This is a genomic window from Clostridium pascui, from assembly GCF_016908015.1.
Classification (GTDB): domain Bacteria; phylum Bacillota; class Clostridia; order Clostridiales; family Clostridiaceae; genus Clostridium_AK; species Clostridium_AK pascui.
The window spans coordinates 494,164-511,023 of sequence record NZ_JAFBDB010000001.1; the positions used below are offsets into that span (position 1 = coordinate 494,164).

The window sequence follows — 16,860 nt, forward strand, 5'->3', positions numbered from 1 at the left end:
CTATTCAGCCCCCTTTTCTAATATTTCATTTAATTCTATAGTTCCATACTTTTCGTACATTTTTATGGTAAGCGCTAGTGCAAACGCCGTAGTACTCACTGCCACAACTATACCAGTAAGCATAAGTGACGTAGGGATAGGATTGATATACCCATCAACTCCTCTAAACCCATTGACTAATATAGGTGCTTCCCTTCCTTCTATATAACCTTTAGCTATAAAAAACAAAAATATTGATGTATCCATTATATTTAATCCTATTATTTTTTTTATTAAATTATTATGCAATAAAAGCGTTGCAAAACCTATTCCAAATAATATAACAGATGCTGTTTCATAATAATTAGTTAAAAGCCTCTCCATTTTAGATTTCACCTTCTTCAAATAAGCTATAGAAAAAATACATAGTTATTGCTACTATAGTTCCAACTATTATATTAAGCGGTAGCAGAAATCCTCCACTTATTATATCTCCTGGATTTCCGAGTGGTGGTCCAGGCAAATCAAGATGACTTCCGCCGGATATGAAGCTGTACCCTTTCATAGCTCCATATATTAATATTCCAATAGTTACAAAATAAAGTAATGAAGAAAACTTTAGTTTATTTTGTGCAAATTCTTTTCCATATACCATTCTGTAAAGAATAAAACTAACACCAATTATGGTTCCCCCAGAAAAACCTCCACCCGGACTTAAATGTCCATGAAAAATAACATAAATTCCAAAAATTTGAATGAAAGGTGTGAGTATTCCGACAATTTCTTCTAATATTTTATCCTTCATAATTTATCTATCCCTTCAAATTACTGCTTAGCTTTTTCATTTTTAAGTACTATTATTACAGTTATTGCAGATGTAAATAACACACTTGCTTCTACAAAAGTATCAAAGGCTCTGTAATCCAATATGATTCCTGTAATTATATTAGTAGCCCCTGTTTCTTTTGTAGTATTTTCTATATAATACTTTGATAGATTATTGTTCATAGGAGTATTCTCTATCCCAAACTGTGGTAAATCCTTTACACCTGTTAACAATATTATTGCTAAACCCAAAGTAATCAAAATCGCTAGTAGTTTTTTCATTTCTTTGTCCCTCTTATTCTTTTTAAAGTCAATATGAATAATACAGTTGTAATACCAGCTCCTACTGCTGCTTCTGTAATAGCTACATCCGGAGCATTTAACTGTTGCCATAATATAGCCATAATCAAACTATAAACTGTAAAAACTATAATTGCTCCAAGCAGACTTTTCATAGCAGATACAGATATAGCGGAAAATATTAAAAATATAAGCATTATTATGCTAAATATCTTCATTTTAATCCTCCATCCTGTTTATTGTATAATTTGTTTTTAAAATACTCAGCCTTACCTATTAAATGAGTAGCTGTTGGATTTGTTATCCATATAAATATGAGCACTAATAATAGTTTTAATGATAGTATATTAAATCCATTAAAAATTATCAGTCCAATTAAGCAAAGTAGCGCTCCTAAAGTATCACATTTAGCTGCACTATGTACCCTTGTCAAAACATCTGGGAATCTTAAAATGCCTATAGTCCCAACTAAAAAGAAAAATAGTCCGCCAAATACAAATATGCTTCCTATTAAGATACTTAACATATTAGTTCCCTCCTGACTTTTCAATGTAATTTGCTATGACTACGGAAGCAACAAAGCTTATCAATGCGTATACTAAAGCTACATCTATAAAATAAGTTTCTTTAAGTATAAAGGATATCATAAGTATGAGCACTATAGTTTTAGTGCTAATTACATTGATGGCCACAAGTCTATCTGCAGCACTTGGCCCCTTAATTGCTCTATACATACATCCCATAATGGTTATAGATAAAAACAAAATTGCAAAGGTTAAAATTTTAGCCATTATTTAATTCCTCTTTCTTTAAAAGAATGTTTTCAAAACAAGAATTTTGCAAATCCTTTATAGATTTTTCTTCGAGACAATGTATAATTATCTTATCTTCAGTCATGTCCAGCGTTAGTGTTCCAGGAGTGAGTGTTATTGAATTTGCAAGAATTGTTTTATCAAAATCACTTTTCAAGTTCGTAGTGATAGTAACTATAGTTGGTGAAATATTTAACTTAGGACTTAAGACTATTTTGGCTACATGAAAATTAGATTTGAATATTTCTTTAATTAAAATCAAAATATATAAAACTGCATATTTTATGTTTGATATTAATAAATCCTTACTTTTTTTATAAATATTATGTTTACTTAATAAATCTTTGTTAAATATAAATACACCTATGCATATCAAGGCCCCTATTGCAATCCTATCTATGTTTAAGTTTTCAGCTAAAATTAGCCAAAAGATCACGTAAATAACAAATAATCCATATTTCATTGCAACTTCCTCCTTTCTAGTATTATTTCCTCCATTTATTATATCTTATCAAATTTTCAGTATATCCGTCTATATTTTTTAATATTTATTCAACTTTTTAAATTTACAAAATATAATGATTATACTATTAATTACTAACCATCTACTCGAATATCATAAATTTTTTCTTTGATTATTATATTTATGTTAATATTGTGTAAATAATAAAAACTGCAAGTTATTCTTTTTACATATATTTTACAGTTTGTTAATATAATGCTTATTTGTTTCTATTTTTTTAATAATTAAAATTTTTTATTAACATCTGTATTTTTTTCAAAATTAGGTTTAAAATATGCAGTATTTTTAGATATACTTTGGCTATCCACATTAAAATACTTTTTATTATGTAATTCTTTTTTTAATTTCTTATTAACGATATATAAAAGATTGTTCTTATGAGGCTGGTAATTAAAAAATCAAACTTTTCATTACACTGATTAAACTAAAAAAGTGTTACTTTACATAAGTAACACTTTTTTAGTTTAATCATATTTATTTATAAAATATTCTTTTCTTTTCAAAATGTTTTCAAGGGCATATATAAAATAATCAATTTCATCAAAGGTATTATAAAGTGCAAAACTTATTCTTACCATTCCCGGCTTTCTCCAAGACTTATTGTTTATATTTTCCATAACCTCTTCTTTTGGCACTTTCAGAAGTTGTTGTATATAAGGATGAGCACAAAAACATCCGCTTCTAACACCTATCCCATATTCATAGGACAAAGCCTTTGATACAGTTTCATGATACATTCCTTCTACATTGAAAGTAATTATTGATACAGAATTAGAACAGTACTCGGAATATATTTGGATACTAGGGATCTTTGATATTTTTTTACAAATATACATTTGAAGATTTTTTTCATAGTTCTCTATATTTTTCATTCCAAGAGCTCTAAGCATTTCTATAGAGGAAGATAATGCAACTACTCCTAAAACATTAGGACTCCCCGCTTCATCTTTTTCCGGAGTATCACTCCATTTTACAAAGTCATGGGTAACCATGTCCACAGTTCCCCCTCCCTTGTAATCCGGTTCAATATCTTTTAATTCATCCTTTCTAACTATAAGCACACCTGTACCAAAAGGAGCATACATCTTGTGTGCTGAAAAAGCTGCAAAATCTATATGCTCATCTTTTGTTATTCCATTAATATCAAAAGGACAATGTGGTATAAGCTGTGCTCCATCTACAAGTAACTTTGCTCCATAGCTATGAACAAGTTTTGCTATTTTGTGTACAGGGTTTTTGTATCCAGTTACATTAGAAGCTCCTGTAACAGCAACTATACCTACTTTTCCATTATAATCTTTAAGTTTTTTCTCTAAGTCTTCAAGTATTAACATTCCTTTACTATCAACTCTTATATAGTCTATTTTAAATTTTCTCCAAGGAAGATCATTGGAATGATGCTCCATAAATGTAGAAAGTACTATTTTATCACTATACTTTTGCAATAGCATATTTGATAGTTTATTTATAGCTTCTGTAGTATTTTTTACAAATATCACATCATATTCATTTAAAGTAAAATTCAAAAACTCTCCTACTAACTCCCTTCCTCTTTCATAAGCTTTTGTTGTGAGCTGTGACTTTATTCCCATTCCTCTGTGCACTGACGAATAGTAAGGCAAAAACTTATTTATATCATTAGCAACTTTAATAAAAGCTGGTGTTGTAGCAGCATTATCAAAATTTACATATTTAACAACTTTTCCTCTGGCTGTTTTTACTAGAGTATCTTTTCCAACTATCAAGTCTTTATAATGCATAAAAATCATCTCCCATATTTGTTCCTTATATATAATATGGGAAATGATTTTATATTGCCTATTAATTTAGGATAATTTATATTAAAGTGAGTTCAAAAATTATTCTTGCTCCGCCCAGTTTGCTGGATATGTTACATACATAAATCTAGCAAAGTTTGGAACTGTAAAATTAATAGACGAGTTCTTAGGAATTAATATAATATCTCCCTTATTTCCGATAATTTTTCTTCCATTGATATCTATCTCCAAAATTCCATCTATTACATAATCAATTTCATCATATTTTAAAGTCCATGCCCAACTTGTCTCTTCCATTTCCATTATTCCACATCCTAGTCTGGGGCTTTCACCAAGTGTTATAACATCTTTTATAAAAACCTTATCCTTTTCGCTTCCTGTATCAAATCTTTCTGGCTTTACAGTACTTGTTTTAATGGATATTATTCCACTTGAATCTACATGTTTCTCAAAATTAAGAGCAGTCTTTTCTATTTTCTCGTTTATTATTTTTCTTATAATTTCTTCTATTAACTGTTCATTTATACTTTCCATCATACAGTCTCCTTTATCTAAAATTATTTGCTTATTGATTTAGATTTAGATGTATTTACGAAAGCTTTTGGTGTAATTAAGCAAGCCACTACTACAGCAGTAGCACCAGCTACTAATTTTCCAACTATCATAGCTGCAATCATATTTTTATTAACTCCAGCTGCAAAGCCTAAATGATCTCCAAATACAAATGCCGCACTAACTGCAAAAGCAACATTAATAATTTTTCCTCTTTCATCCATATCCTTCATCATGCCAAACATAGGAATATTGTTGGCAAGAGTAGCTACCATACCAGCAGCAGCAACTTCTCCTATTCCTAGTAACGAACCCACTTTCATTAGTGGTCTTTTAAATACTTTTGTTATAAAGTACACTAGTGGGTATGCACCTGCAAGAACTATGGCTATACTTCCAACAACAGTTATTCCTTCACTAATTGGTGCCATTCCAGGTATTATAACTATTCCTGTAAGCGTTTCAACAATGATAGCTGCAAGTCCAACTATACAGATAATCATTATAAATTTTCCAAAATAGGTGAATCCTTTTATCATTTTATCTGGTATAAATTTTAATCCTAGGGCTATTAATACAGCAAATATAATGATTGGAGTTAAGTTCTTTAATATAATGATAGGGGCTAATCCTGCCACTAATCCTCCTACAAAGCATCCTAATGGAATTGTAATCATTCCTGCCAAAACTCCTTTGGCTAAAAACTTATGATCCTCTTTCTCGATTATGCCAAGGGCAACTGGAATTGTGAATACTATTGTAGGCCCCATCATTGATCCTAATATTAATCCTGCAAAAGGTGCGATATTAGGATCTTCTGCAAGTTGCTGTGCCAATGGATATCCCCCCATATCACATGCAAGTAGAGTAGTAGCAAACATTGATGGATCCGCACCAAGGGCTTTATATAATGGAACAACAATTGGCTTTAATACATTAGCTAAAACAGGTGCAAAGGACATAATTCCAACCATAGCAATTGTTAATGCCCCCATAGCCATAATACCTTCTTCAAATTTTTCTCCATATCCGAATTTATTACCTAAAATCTTATCTATGGCACCTATTAACATAAAAACTACCATTATATATATTATTATTTGATTTATACTCATATATTCCATCCTCTCTTCTTTATAATTTTAGGGAACTTCTTAAAATAATTATCTTAAGATTATAAATTATTTATTATATCTATATTAGGAGAGGGAATTATAGTTTTATGAACAAGTTTTTTATCCATATTACTCAATCTTGCAATTCTAGTGAATCCACAATACCAACAATAGTTGCATCAACCGGAATGTTTTTATCCCCTAAATTTACTCTTGCGGAACTTCCTGCTACAATTAATACCTGATCCCCAATGCCTGCACCAACACTATCTACTGCAACTATGACATTATCCGTTTTTTTTCCCTTATAATCTAATTTCCTAACTACTAAAAATTTTAGACCACTAAGCTTTTCATCTTTTTTTGTAGCCCATAGATTGCCTACAACTTCTCCAACTACCATGATTTCAACCCCTTTAACTCCTAAAATTTATTATAACTTACTTATCTCAATCTTATTAACTCTGGCAAAGTCCATGGCCAATGGAGTTAATATGGCTTTTTTAGAAACTACAACCTTCATAACTTCACTCTTCAAAATATTTCTTAACTCAACTTCTGAAATTAATTTTTTATTAGTTAGATCAATATAGTTACATTTTCTCTCTTCAGCATGTGTTTGACAATTTATTTCTTTAGTTTCTGATATACAAGCAGTTGTTTCTAAAATCCCACACTTATTTCCAAGACAGTCTAATAACTCATTTAGTTCTACAAAATGTATACCATAGGATTTTAATTTATTTTCATAATCCCTAAACATATTGAAGAAGAGTTTATTAGAAGTGGTTGAAAATTTTTTGTATTCTACTTCATTTTCCATAGAAAAAATCTTATTTCCACTTAATAAAGCTTCCACCACTATTTTCTCTTTAAGAGATCCTTCTATACCATGTGAGAGATTTGCGAGTTCTGCATTTGTAATGCTTTGAAGTATTATACCTTCATAAGAATTTAACTCTCCCATATTGCCTAAGCAATCTATTCCATAACCCTTTTCTCTTAATGCAGAAATTAGTATTGGGCATAGGTTTTCTTCCTTTTCCAATACTAAAACTCTCTTTTGGTTAGCTATATTAACTTCACTTAAAATAGTTTTTAATTTTGTCACTACTTCTTTTGTTATGAGCTTAACCAATTCTTCATTACTCATTCTATCTTCCCCTTTTATTTAGGAACTTAATATTGGCTTACTATTTAAGTATAGATGCTCTCATACCTTTAGTAAATCCACAGGCATTAGCTTCATCATAGTCTAGGTGTACTACTGTACTAAACTTATCACTTACTCTAACAGTCACATTGGTGAAGATTACTCCTCTTTCACCATTAATCTTTATGCTTACTTCTTCATTATTCATCACACCATATCTCATAGAATCCTCAGGTGTGATATGAATATGCCTTTTTGCTACTATTACTCCATTTTGAAGTTTTACAACTGACAGTGGCGTTGCAATTATTACTGTGCCGCTGTTTTCAATGTTCCCAGACATTTTAACAGGAGCATTTACTCCAATAGATACAGCATCAGTTTTAGATAGTTCCACTTGGCTTTCTTTTCTTACTGGGCCTAAGACTGAAACATTATGGATAGTACCCTTAGGTCCGATAACCGTAACTTTTTCTTCGCATAGATATTGTCCTGGTTGAGACAAATCTCTTTTTTTAGTAAGTTCATATCCTTTTCCAAATAAAAGATCTACATACTCTTTTGAAAGGTGTACATGTCTACCTGAAGCCTCAACTAATACTCCATCATCTTCTTTTTCTTTTTGTAGCCTTTTGATTATTTCATCAACTATATGATCAAGGTTTAATTCCATCATATTTAAAGTTCACCTCTTATTTGTACTTTCCAGCTACATATTTGCACATCATTATATAAAAACAACTACTTAATCTATTTAATGCTAATACTATATCACCTCTTGTAGGCTCTCCATCTTCGTTTTTAAAGGCCTGATATGCAGAAATCTCCACCTCTCTACTTTGAGCTCTTAAAGCATTTAAAGCAACAACTATGGAACCCATTTCGATGCTTGGATAAACTATGTGCTCGGTACTTAGATATTTTTTAGGGCTATGAGAATATGCTCTTAAATCATCATAATTCAAATCTATTAAATTAAGAATGCTAAACTCGCTTTCTAATACTTCTGCCGCTAATATCTTTCTAACATAGAAAAGTATTTCTTCAAGTTCTTTTACTATTTTTATTTCTTTTAAATCCTTACTTAAAATTTGCACTTCAAGTATCTTTGCTTGAAGACTATCTAATTTACCTCTAAAAATAATTCTTTTATGATCCTTAGCCACTAGCTTATTTCCATGTAGTTGTGTCATATATTCTGGCTTTTTCTGAAAAGCACCACCGTTAATATGCATATATTTAGGCGTAAATCCTTCAGACTCTTTTTCAACATTATGATTGCTTGCTTCTTTAAACTTTTCTTCTTTAAAAATTACTTTTATATTTTTGTCTGACAGATATTGTTTTGCCGATGGTGTAATGATTACTCCTTTTTCAACTTCATATTCAGTTATATTTGAATTTCTAAGCTCTTTTCTTAGGATACTTTCTGTTATTACACTCAATCTCTCACATCCTTTAAAGATGTATTTAAAATAATATAAATTTGCTTGTAGCACAAGGTATATTTCCAATCATGCTACAAGCATTAGAATATTAGCTTTTGATAATTTTTTATTAAAGTTCAGACTTAGGAAGTAACACTTCAACTTCACCATGTGGCCTTGGAATAACATGTACTGATATCAATTCTCCAACTCTTTCAGCAGCGGCAGCCCCTGCATCAGTAGCAGCTTTAACTGCTCCAACATCTCCTCTTACCATTACAGTAACCAATCCTCCACCAACATGTTCTTTCCCAATTAATGTTACATTTGCAGCTTTAACCATTGCATCAGCCGCTTCAATTGCGCCTACCAATCCTTTAGTTTCAATCATCCCTAATGCGTTCATATTTGCCATTTTAATATCCTCCTTAAAATTAAATCATATTTTTATTTTTAATATTTGCATTACTTATTTAATACTACTAGCTTCTCAAACACTTTATTTATAATCAGTTCTAGATATTCTTCAGATATTGAAGGTTGACTGCTTTCAGTTTCTTTTAATTCTTCAAGTTCTCGAACTCCATAGGCCACTCTTCTAATATTTAGTAAATTCATAGGTCCTATGTTATCAGAAGTTGAACTTCCGCCTACAGCACCACATCCTAGGGTAAATGCTGGTACTAAATTTGTTGCACCTCCAATTCCACCTAGTGATCCTGGTGTATTTACTAATAATCTTGAAACTGGAATTCTAAGTCCAAATTCTCTAACTATATTTTCATCATCACTATGAAGTACTAGAGTATGCCCCTTTCCTTCATTCATTAATATTTCTGTACAAAGTTTAATTCCTTCTTCCACATTGTCTACAGTGTAGAAGGCTAATATAGGAGTAAGTTTTTCTCTTGAGTAAGGATTATTCTTGCTAACGGTGCTTTGTTCAGAAATCAAAACTCTTATATTAGAGGGAATATCTAATTTTGCCATTGAAGCTAAAACTTCAACTGATTTACCTACTATTTGGGGATTCATGGTTCCGTTATCTCTTAAAATAAATCTTGCAAGTTTTTTGGATTCCTCCTCATTCAAGAAATATGCTCCCTGTTTTTTAAGTTCATTTATAACTTCATTCCTTGTTGCTTTTTCAACTACAATTGATTGTTCGGAAGCGCAGATAACGCCGTTATCAAAGGTTTTGCTATCCATTATTTTTTTGACAGCCAAACTAAGATTAGCTGATTTATCTATAAATGCGGGGCCATTCCCAGGACCTACTCCTATAGCTGGTGTTCCTGAACTATATGCCGCTTTAACCATTTCCTCTCCACCAGTTGCCAGTATTAATGAAGTATCCTTATGTTTCATTAATACATTAGTAGCCTCAAGAGTTGGCATAGTTATACATCCTATTAATCCCTCGGGAGCACCTGCACTGACAGCAGCTTCATTTAAAATTTTAGCTGTTTCAGCAATGGATTTTTTAGCATTTGGATGAGGGGAAATCACTATCCCATTTCCAGACTTTAGAGATATCAAAGTTTTATAAATAGTAGTTGAGGTTGGATTGGTAGAAGGAATCAATCCTGCAACAACTCCTACAGGAACTGCCACTTCAAAAAACTTTTTCACCTTATCCTCATTAATAATGCCAACAGTTTTTAAATCTTTTATATTTTCATACACTGCTTTGCTAGCAAATTTATTTTTAACTATTTTATCCTGCCATCTACCAAAACCAGTTTCCTGCCAAGCCATCTTAGCCAATTTAATTGATTCTTTTTCGGCTGCGATTGCAACTGCCTTAACAATCATATCAACTTTTTCTTGAGGGAAAAGTCTATATATTTCCTGGGCTTTTTTAGCATTGGCGATAAGATTTCGAGTTTCTTGTATTGACATTAAATCTTGATCAAAATCTTTCATTTATCTTACCTCCTCTTATTGGCTAATAATATTGCTTCAATAAGATCTTCTTTCTTGCTAAACTTAATTTGTTTTTTGGTCAATGATATGTTTTTAAGTTCTCTTGCTATGGTTCTAAGTTTAGTTACTTTAAATTTTTCAAGCTCTTCTCGAGATATATAAAACTTATACTTAGTCTCTGATTTCACTTCTTTGTTTTCTTTATCAGGATTTTTTTTACCCAGTAGTATATCCCATACTTCATCATAAGCTCTCGCAATAACATGGGTATTACGAAGAACTCCAAGCCTATCTACAGCAATAGCAGAAGCTCCAACTGCTGCCTTTACAGATGCTACATCTCCAGAAATTACTATGGTAACAATACCACCTTTAACAAACTCACAGCTTACTAATTGAACATTTGCAGTTTTTAACGCTACATCAAGGGCTTCAACAGCTCCAATGAAACCATAGGTTTCAATTAACCCTAATGTGGATTTCTTCATAAATATTTCCAAACTTAATACTCTGTAGGATTTTCAGCTACAAATTTAACTGCTGCTGCAAAAGCTTCACAAGCTGCTTTACATGCTGATTGACTTCCTGTTAGTAATCCACCACCAAAGTTTGTTTCTGATGGTGGCCCAAAGAAAGCTTTAAGTTCTACTGCAGCAGCTTTCATTGCAGCATCCAAAGCGTACATAGCTTCAAGTGGTGGTGCAATTAAGTAAGCTATAGCTTCTCCTTCTTTAATTCCTGCTGTTTTAGAAAGATATGAGCCTGTTCTTGATATACAATGTGCATAATAAACTACGCTGTCATCTTCATTGGCACTATAGAAGGAAGCTACTCCACTTTGTATAAGGTCTACTGCTGCATTTAATCCACTTCTGATTTCTGCTGGGCTTGGACCTGCAAGTATTCCTATAACCTCTCCAGCAAGCTTAGTATTAGCATTGGCTGCTCCACCATAAAGTGATCTTCCATACACCACTTCAACTTCAGCAGCTTTTGTAGCTTCATCAAGTGCAGTGTAGGTAACATCATCGCTGTCGGCAGTAATTATTCCTATACTCTTATGCTCTGGTTTTAAGTCTAATTGTTTAGCCATATCGGCGTTAATATTTGGAATTATCTTAACGCTTAATACCGATGCGCGAAGCTGATCATTTTTCATTTTTATTTCCCCCTATATTATAGTTTTAAATCTAATCCACTTGCTTTTTTCTCCAACATTAATTTGATAATATCCGCAATATATGCACCAGCTTCAACAGAAGGTGTACCACCTTTGTGGATATTGGATACAACGGTTCTTCTTGACTCAGGCATACCAACAGTACCTTTATATGCAATATAGGCACTCATACTCTCAGCTGTAACAAGGCCTGGTCTCTCTCCTATCAGTACACAAGTTACATCTGCACCTATTTCTTCAGAGATAACATCCATGGCTCCAACTCTTCCAAACTTAACAAAGAATGGTGTTCCCACGGAAATTCCATATACCTTTAATCCTTGAATTAAAGCTGGTAAAATATCTTTTGCATTAGCTTCAATAGCTTTTGAACTTAGTCCATCAGATACATATATTTGAACTTGTGGTTTTTTTGCAAATGAATTTAACTTAGTTAATTCTTCATTGGCTATCTGTCTTCCAAGATCTGGTCTTGTGATAAACTCGTCCTTAGAATTGCATTTAGTTTGAATGGTTATTAAATTTATTTCATTTAATAAATCTTCATTAACATCTGTGAAGACTGAATCCTGAGCAGATGCATGATCTGCTCTGAACCTTAACATAGTCTCAGTTTTATATCTTGCTCCAGCTCTTCCAATGCCTAATCTTGCTGGAGTATGACTTTTCATTTTTATATATCCTTCTCTATCAGTTGGATCTTCAATTAAAAGAGTATTTTTTATATCAACTTCAGTAATATCTGGGATCATTTCATCTAAATCAACTATGCTTTTCTCATTTAAAACATTTATAACATTTTCTGCAGTAGCAACTCCTTGCTTTGTTGTCATTTCAACTAAAACTTGTTCTACCAGTTTCTTTATATCATTTTCTGAAAACATTTTATTACCCCCTATTATTTCTTAAGAAATACAGATCCATCGCCAGCTTTTCCAGTTAACTTTCCATCTTCCATAAAGCCCCATTTCTCAAGCCAAGTCTCAAACTCAGCTATTGGTCTCTTTCCTAGAAGTTCTCTTAATGCTGCAGCCTCGTGGAACCCTGTACATTGGTAATTTAACATTATGTCATCTCCATGTGGAATTCCCATGATGTAAGTACACCCAGCAGCGGCAAGTAGTGTTGCGAGGTTTTCTATATCATTTTGGTCTGCTTTCATGTGATTTGTGTAGCAAGCGTCACATCCCATTGGAATTCCTGTTAGTTTTCCCATGAAGTGATCCTCAAGACCTGCTCTAATAACCTGTTTGTTATCATATAAATACTCAGGACCTATAAATCCAACAACTGTATTAACTATATATGGTTGATATTTTTTTGCAAAGCCATAGCATCTCGCTTCCATAGTTACTTGGTCAGCACCAAAATTTGCATCTGAGGACAATTCTGATCCTTGTCCAGTTTCAAAATACATAACATTAGGACCTGCTGCCGTACCTTGAGTTAAAGCAAGTTGCCTAGCTTCTTCAAGCAAACTGCCTGTAATTCCAAAAGCTTCATTTCCCTTTTGAGAACCTGCGATACTTTGGAATATTAAGTCTGTTGGCGCACCTTGTCTTATAGCTTCCATTTGTGTAGTTACATGAGCTAAAACACAGTTCTGAGTTGGTATTTCATATTTTTGCTTTATTTCCTCAAATTTCTTTAATACTTTGGATACATTACCTACTGTATCGTCCACTGGGTTTAATCCTATAACAGCATCCCCAACTCCATAGCTTAGGCCTTCTAATACTGAAGCTATAATTCCATCAATATCATCTGTTGGATGGTTTGGCTGCAACCTTGCTGATAGCCTTCCAGGTTCTCCAATTGTTGTATTGGCATGGGCTGTAACCTTAATTTTGCTAGCTCCGTAAACTAAGTCAAGATTAGACATCAGTTTTGCAACCCCTGCAATAACTTCACTTGTTAAACCTCTGCTTATTCTTCTAATATCTACTCCTGTAGTTTTTTCGTCCAAAATCCACTCTCTAAGTTCAGAAATTGTCCAATTTTTAATCTCTTCATAAATTTTTTCATTAACTGCATCTTGAATAATTCTTGTAACCTCATCAGTTTCATAAGGAACTACTGGGTTATTTCTTAAGTCTGCAACAGTTAAATGACTTAATACAACCTTTGCTGCTACCCTTTCCTGAGCACTTGCAGCTCCTATTCCAGCTAACTTGTCTCCTGATTTTTCTTCATTTGCTTTTGCTAAAACATCCTTAACATCTTTAAACTGATACGCTTTACCAAACAATTGCGTTTTTAGTATCATTTTGTTCACTCCTCTACTATAATTATGAGTTGAAGACCAATGTTTTTATAACTACTGGCACAACTTTTCCGTTAACCAGTGGCTTACCAATATCAATGTAGTCGCCATTTTGGACCTTAATATTATCAATACAAACTACATCATTACTCTTATTTAACAGATGATAAATAGTTTGTCCTAAGACCTTTGCTATATCGTTTTCAACTATGAGAATTATTGGATAATGCCTTTTTAAAAGTTCAGGCATCCCATTTATCACTGCTGTAGCAAGTCTTTGCACCTCATTAAAACTTGGACTTTTTAGTCCTTTTATCGCAACTGCTACCTGCTGCTTTTCATTTTCTAAATCAAACCACTTAATCTTTTCTTTTATTTTATCTTCTACATTTTTAAAGTTTAATTCATCTTCATTAGAAAGCTTCAAAATGGGAAGATTTTTCATAGGAAATATATCCTCAGTGTAAGTTATAGTACTTCCGCTAATATCAGTAGTATGTGAACCAGCTCCTACAACAGTAGCCCTAATAGTTTCTGTGGCTGCTTTTACTGTTAGCTTCCTTACTAAATTTGACCTAGATATTTCCTCTCCAAGAATTATGCCAATATCTCCATATTTAAATGGATCTGCGTAATCATCTTTATATACATAATCAGCTACTCCCCCAGAAAAAGTGATATATTTTATGTTATATCCATCTTTGATGCCCTTATTGGTTAGTATTTCCTCATACATCGTCGTTCTTGTTTTGACTGAAACTGCTTCTTCTAAAATTTGTGCCATTGCCTTTGCAATTTTTCTTATTTTAACCAAGTCTGCAATCTGCCCAATTTCTATTTGTATTCCTATACTTTCCGCTAACTTTTTAACTTTAGAATAGATATAGTGAATTTTTTTTGTTTCTGGATCTATTTTTATAAGTCTTCCACCTATATCTAAGCATCCTGTATCAATCGTTTCACCATTTTTAAATAGGACTATATTAGAGGTTCCACCACCTACGTCTATATTTACTACATAGGCATTTTCCTCGTATGATATCTTATCTGCACCAGCTCCTCTCCCAGCAATAATGGATTCAAGATCTGGACCTGCAGTGGCTACAACGAAGTCTCCTGCAAATCCACTTAAATTTTGTAGTACTTCGTTTGCATTTTCTTTTCGGGCTGTTTCTCCTGTTATAATTACTGCTCCAGTTTTAACATCTTTTGGAGTAACTTTAGCTCTTTTGTATTCAAGCTCAATGATTTCTCTAACCTTATTACCATCAATTTTTGTTTGAGTCACAAGTGGAGTAAAATGAATATTACTTCTATAGATAATTTCTTTATCTACAATCTTAATTCTAGGTACAGAAAAACTGCTTGCAGTATTTTCAATTGTTATATGACTAAATACCAACTGTGTAGTTGAAGTCCCAATATCAATACCCACGCTTAATATTTTTTCCTGCACTCTTATCACCTCTTTTCAATCATGTATAAAAGCCCAGAATATATATTTTTCAGTAGTCAATAATATAACTACTAAAAAATAATTACTCTGGGCTTCATTGCCAATTCTTAAGCACATCATCGTGCTTGTTATCTAGTTTTTAAAATCAAATACTACTTTCGTCCCCTCATTATTTGAATATATATTTAAATTGCCTTCTAATTTATCATGAACCAAGCTTCTTACAATCATTAATCCAAGGCTGTTTTTAGATACTTTGTCAACATTAAATCCAATTCCATTGTCAATTATTGAAACCGTAGGATAAGTATTACTCTGTTCAATAATAACTGAAATTTCCCCTTCACTTCTCCCTTGAAAGGCATGCTTAATGGAATTTTGAATTATTTCATTTATAACTAAAGCTGTAGATGTTGCCTTATCAGAACTAATTCTGATATCATCACCTAAAATATTAATATTGAAATTAGTATTATCTCTTTTCTCAAAACTTACCATGCTGCATCTTATCCTATTTATAACTTCTTTTATATTAACTTCATCAATACCTTGCTTTGCAAGAATCTCATGGGTTGCTGCAATGCTTAATATCCTATTTATGCTTTCATTTACAGCATTTTGAAACTCTTCACTAGCTATTCTTCTAGATTGAAGTCTTAAAAGGCTTGCAATGGTTTGAAGATTATTCTTAACTCTATGATGAATCTCCTTTATAGCTACTGATTTTAAAATCAATTCCTTTTCCTTTTGTTTCATGTCTGTCACATCTTTAATAATTACAACTAAATTTAAAGCCTTACTACTTTGTACTATATGCTTTATCTGAAGACACATACCTGCTATTTCAAGCTCATGTACATCAATACTATTACTTGAAATAATGTCTTTAAACAACAAATTTGCCACTGACAAATTTGAAAAACTCATCCCTAGGATATCTTCATTATAACCAAGCTTCTTATAAAGCAAGTCTGCTCCAGGGTTTTTAAATTTTAGTATTCCATCTTCATCAAAAATTAAAATAGCTTCATTAATATAGTAGGCTATATAACTATCCTTTTCAAATTTTTCAGTAATTTGGCTAGTTAATTCTTCATTTGCTTCTGCAAGTATTTCTATTTTTCTATCATTATCTAAGTTTTCTGTTACATCTTTTTCAATTATTAATATTGCGATAACTTTATCTTCATTATTTCTTATTGGTTCTACACTTTGTTTAACTTTAATATGCTCTTGAGTTATTCCTTTTATATTTCTACCAGGCATACCAATATCAATAGCCCTTAAAACTGCAGGTTCATTTCGTCTTATAGCAAGTTTTCCAACTACCTTTTCCTTATATAATGAGACTTGATTGCTAGGCTTTGCTTCTGCTACTACAATTGCTTCATCGTTATGTGATGTAGGACAATCTATAAAAACATCACTCCCAGTAGAATCAGCAATAAATTGAATGGTTTTAGCTATATTTTCAATAATATTTATATCTTCGTTATTTAAATTTGTATACTTAAAACATAATTCTCTTAATTCACTCATTTTCATACCTATTTAGCCTTATTTATTATAAT

The 16,860-nt window shown here is 32.1% G+C and carries 22 protein-coding genes; all 22 read right to left on the bottom strand.

The genetic code is table 11. The annotated features are described in order from the left end of the window. Positions 1 to 363, bottom strand: coding sequence for a sodium:proton antiporter (locus tag JOC70_RS02680; RefSeq protein ID WP_204597346.1), 363 nt, complete (start codon positions 361 to 363; stop codon positions 1 to 3). 1 nt (position 364) lies between these two features. Beyond that, on the bottom strand, positions 365 to 784 hold the full coding sequence (locus tag JOC70_RS02685) for an MnhB domain-containing protein (protein ID WP_204597347.1): 420 nt from the start codon (positions 782 to 784) through the stop codon (positions 365 to 367). Between the two features lie 20 nt (positions 785 to 804). Continuing rightward, on the bottom strand, positions 805 to 1,086 hold the full coding sequence (gene mbhE, locus JOC70_RS02690) for a hydrogen gas-evolving membrane-bound hydrogenase subunit E (RefSeq protein WP_204597348.1): 282 nt from the start codon (positions 1,084 to 1,086) through the stop codon (positions 805 to 807). Continuing rightward, on the bottom strand, positions 1,083 to 1,322 hold the full coding sequence (locus JOC70_RS02695; RefSeq protein ID WP_035307800.1) for a hydrogenase subunit MbhD domain-containing protein: 240 nt from the start codon (positions 1,320 to 1,322) through the stop codon (positions 1,083 to 1,085). The genes mbhE and JOC70_RS02695 overlap by 4 nt, the downstream gene beginning before the upstream one ends. Continuing rightward, entirely contained in the window at positions 1,319 to 1,630 is a 312-nt protein-coding gene (gene mnhG, locus JOC70_RS02700; RefSeq protein WP_204597349.1) for a monovalent cation/H(+) antiporter subunit G, read from the bottom strand. The genes JOC70_RS02695 and mnhG overlap by 4 nt, the downstream gene beginning before the upstream one ends. Before the next feature lies 1 nt (position 1,631). After that, on the bottom strand, positions 1,632 to 1,895 hold the full coding sequence (locus JOC70_RS02705; RefSeq protein ID WP_204597350.1) for an MrpF/PhaF family protein: 264 nt from the start codon (positions 1,893 to 1,895) through the stop codon (positions 1,632 to 1,634). Then, positions 1,888 to 2,379: a Na+/H+ antiporter subunit E gene (locus JOC70_RS02710; RefSeq protein ID WP_204597351.1), complete on the bottom strand. Its 492-nt coding sequence runs from the start codon at positions 2,377 to 2,379 to the stop codon at positions 1,888 to 1,890. The genes JOC70_RS02705 and JOC70_RS02710 overlap by 8 nt, the downstream gene beginning before the upstream one ends. Positions 2,380 to 2,903: 524 nt before the next feature. Continuing rightward, positions 2,904 to 4,199 (bottom strand): aminotransferase class V-fold PLP-dependent enzyme, encoded by a 1,296-nt coding sequence (locus tag JOC70_RS02715; RefSeq protein ID WP_204597352.1) that lies wholly within the window; start codon positions 4,197 to 4,199, stop codon positions 2,904 to 2,906. Positions 4,200 to 4,298: 99 nt separating this feature from the next. Continuing rightward, positions 4,299 to 4,751: a cupin domain-containing protein gene (locus tag JOC70_RS02720; RefSeq protein ID WP_204597353.1), complete on the bottom strand. Its 453-nt coding sequence runs from the start codon at positions 4,749 to 4,751 to the stop codon at positions 4,299 to 4,301. 23 nt (positions 4,752 to 4,774) lie between these two features. Beyond that, positions 4,775 to 5,884 carry an ethanolamine utilization protein EutH gene (gene eutH, locus JOC70_RS02725; RefSeq protein ID WP_204597354.1) on the bottom strand — a complete coding sequence of 370 codons (1,110 nt, stop codon included), beginning with the start codon at positions 5,882 to 5,884 and terminating at the stop codon, positions 4,775 to 4,777. A gap of 133 nt (positions 5,885 to 6,017) precedes the next feature. Continuing rightward, the gene (locus tag JOC70_RS02730; RefSeq protein ID WP_204597355.1) at positions 6,018 to 6,287 is read right to left on the bottom strand and encodes a EutN/CcmL family microcompartment protein; all 270 of its coding nucleotides are present in this window, start codon (positions 6,285 to 6,287) and stop codon (positions 6,018 to 6,020) included. Between the two features lie 30 nt (positions 6,288 to 6,317). Further along, complete coding sequence (locus JOC70_RS02735) at positions 6,318 to 7,037, bottom strand: hypothetical protein (protein WP_204597356.1); 720 nt, start codon at positions 7,035 to 7,037, stop codon at positions 6,318 to 6,320. 40 nt (positions 7,038 to 7,077) lie between these two features. After that, positions 7,078 to 7,713 carry an ethanolamine utilization phosphate acetyltransferase EutD gene (gene eutD / locus JOC70_RS02740; RefSeq protein WP_341534845.1) on the bottom strand — a complete coding sequence of 212 codons (636 nt, stop codon included), beginning with the start codon at positions 7,711 to 7,713 and terminating at the stop codon, positions 7,078 to 7,080. A 16-nt stretch (positions 7,714 to 7,729) separates the two neighbouring features. Further along, positions 7,730 to 8,482: a cobalamin adenosyltransferase gene (locus JOC70_RS02745; RefSeq protein WP_204597357.1), complete on the bottom strand. Its 753-nt coding sequence runs from the start codon at positions 8,480 to 8,482 to the stop codon at positions 7,730 to 7,732. Between the two features lie 112 nt (positions 8,483 to 8,594). Continuing rightward, positions 8,595 to 8,879 carry an ethanolamine utilization microcompartment protein EutM gene (gene eutM / locus JOC70_RS02750; RefSeq protein ID WP_204597358.1) on the bottom strand — a complete coding sequence of 95 codons (285 nt, stop codon included), beginning with the start codon at positions 8,877 to 8,879 and terminating at the stop codon, positions 8,595 to 8,597. A 50-nt stretch (positions 8,880 to 8,929) separates the two neighbouring features. Further along, the gene (locus JOC70_RS02755; protein WP_204597359.1) at positions 8,930 to 10,390 is read right to left on the bottom strand and encodes an acetaldehyde dehydrogenase (acetylating); all 1,461 of its coding nucleotides are present in this window, start codon (positions 10,388 to 10,390) and stop codon (positions 8,930 to 8,932) included. A 5-nt stretch (positions 10,391 to 10,395) separates the two neighbouring features. Further along, complete coding sequence (locus JOC70_RS02760) at positions 10,396 to 10,890, bottom strand: BMC domain-containing protein (RefSeq protein ID WP_243429022.1); 495 nt, start codon at positions 10,888 to 10,890, stop codon at positions 10,396 to 10,398. Between the two features lie 2 nt (positions 10,891 to 10,892). Continuing rightward, positions 10,893 to 11,549, bottom strand: coding sequence for an ethanolamine utilization microcompartment protein EutL (gene eutL / locus JOC70_RS02765; protein WP_204597360.1), 657 nt, complete (start codon positions 11,547 to 11,549; stop codon positions 10,893 to 10,895). Positions 11,550 to 11,566: 17 nt separating this feature from the next. Then, on the bottom strand, positions 11,567 to 12,454 hold the full coding sequence (eutC, locus tag JOC70_RS02770) for an ethanolamine ammonia-lyase subunit EutC (RefSeq protein ID WP_204597361.1): 888 nt from the start codon (positions 12,452 to 12,454) through the stop codon (positions 11,567 to 11,569). Positions 12,455 to 12,468: 14 nt separating this feature from the next. Next, positions 12,469 to 13,836: an ethanolamine ammonia-lyase subunit EutB gene (locus tag JOC70_RS02775; protein WP_204597362.1), complete on the bottom strand. Its 1,368-nt coding sequence runs from the start codon at positions 13,834 to 13,836 to the stop codon at positions 12,469 to 12,471. A gap of 22 nt (positions 13,837 to 13,858) precedes the next feature. Continuing rightward, positions 13,859 to 15,289, bottom strand: coding sequence for an ethanolamine ammonia-lyase reactivating factor EutA (gene eutA / locus JOC70_RS02780; protein WP_204597363.1), 1,431 nt, complete (start codon positions 15,287 to 15,289; stop codon positions 13,859 to 13,861). A gap of 132 nt (positions 15,290 to 15,421) precedes the next feature. Next, positions 15,422 to 16,828, bottom strand: a complete 1,407-nt coding sequence (locus JOC70_RS02785; protein WP_204597364.1) for a sensor histidine kinase — start codon at positions 16,826 to 16,828, stop codon at positions 15,422 to 15,424. Between the last annotated feature and the right edge of the window lie 32 nt (positions 16,829 to 16,860).

Bases quoted from the DNA above. Each gene is read 5' to 3' on its own strand.
- JOC70_RS02680 (WP_204597346.1), bottom strand. From the start codon at position 363: ATGGAGAGGCTTTTAACTAATTATTATGAAACAGCATCTGTTATATTA.
- JOC70_RS02685 (WP_204597347.1), bottom strand. From the start codon at position 784: ATGAAGGATAAAATATTAGAAGAAATTGTCGGAATACTCACACCTTTC.
- mbhE (WP_204597348.1), bottom strand. From the start codon at position 1,086: ATGAAAAAACTACTAGCGATTTTGATTACTTTGGGTTTAGCAATAATA.
- JOC70_RS02695 (WP_035307800.1), bottom strand. From the start codon at position 1,322: ATGAAGATATTTAGCATAATAATGCTTATATTTTTAATATTTTCCGCT.
- mnhG (WP_204597349.1), bottom strand. From the start codon at position 1,630: ATGTTAAGTATCTTAATAGGAAGCATATTTGTATTTGGCGGACTATTT.
- JOC70_RS02705 (WP_204597350.1), bottom strand. From the start codon at position 1,895: ATGGCTAAAATTTTAACCTTTGCAATTTTGTTTTTATCTATAACCATT.
- JOC70_RS02710 (WP_204597351.1), bottom strand. From the start codon at position 2,379: ATGAAATATGGATTATTTGTTATTTACGTGATCTTTTGGCTAATTTTA.
- JOC70_RS02715 (WP_204597352.1), bottom strand. From the start codon at position 4,199: ATGCATTATAAAGACTTGATAGTTGGAAAAGATACTCTAGTAAAAACA.
- JOC70_RS02720 (WP_204597353.1), bottom strand. From the start codon at position 4,751: ATGGAAAGTATAAATGAACAGTTAATAGAAGAAATTATAAGAAAAATA.
- eutH (WP_204597354.1), bottom strand. From the start codon at position 5,884: ATGAGTATAAATCAAATAATAATATATATAATGGTAGTTTTTATGTTA.
- JOC70_RS02730 (WP_204597355.1), bottom strand. From the start codon at position 6,287: ATGGTAGTTGGAGAAGTTGTAGGCAATCTATGGGCTACAAAAAAAGAT.
- JOC70_RS02735 (WP_204597356.1), bottom strand. From the start codon at position 7,037: ATGAGTAATGAAGAATTGGTTAAGCTCATAACAAAAGAAGTAGTGACA.
- eutD (WP_341534845.1), bottom strand. From the start codon at position 7,713: ATGATGGAATTAAACCTTGATCATATAGTTGATGAAATAATCAAAAGG.
- eutM (WP_204597358.1), bottom strand. From the start codon at position 8,879: ATGGCAAATATGAACGCATTAGGGATGATTGAAACTAAAGGATTGGTA.
- JOC70_RS02755 (WP_204597359.1), bottom strand. From the start codon at position 10,390: ATGAAAGATTTTGATCAAGATTTAATGTCAATACAAGAAACTCGAAAT.
- eutL (WP_204597360.1), bottom strand. From the start codon at position 11,549: ATGAAAAATGATCAGCTTCGCGCATCGGTATTAAGCGTTAAGATAATT.
- eutC (WP_204597361.1), bottom strand. From the start codon at position 12,454: ATGTTTTCAGAAAATGATATAAAGAAACTGGTAGAACAAGTTTTAGTT.
- JOC70_RS02775 (WP_204597362.1), bottom strand. From the start codon at position 13,836: ATGATACTAAAAACGCAATTGTTTGGTAAAGCGTATCAGTTTAAAGAT.
- JOC70_RS02785 (WP_204597364.1), bottom strand. From the start codon at position 16,828: ATGAGTGAATTAAGAGAATTATGTTTTAAGTATACAAATTTAAATAAC.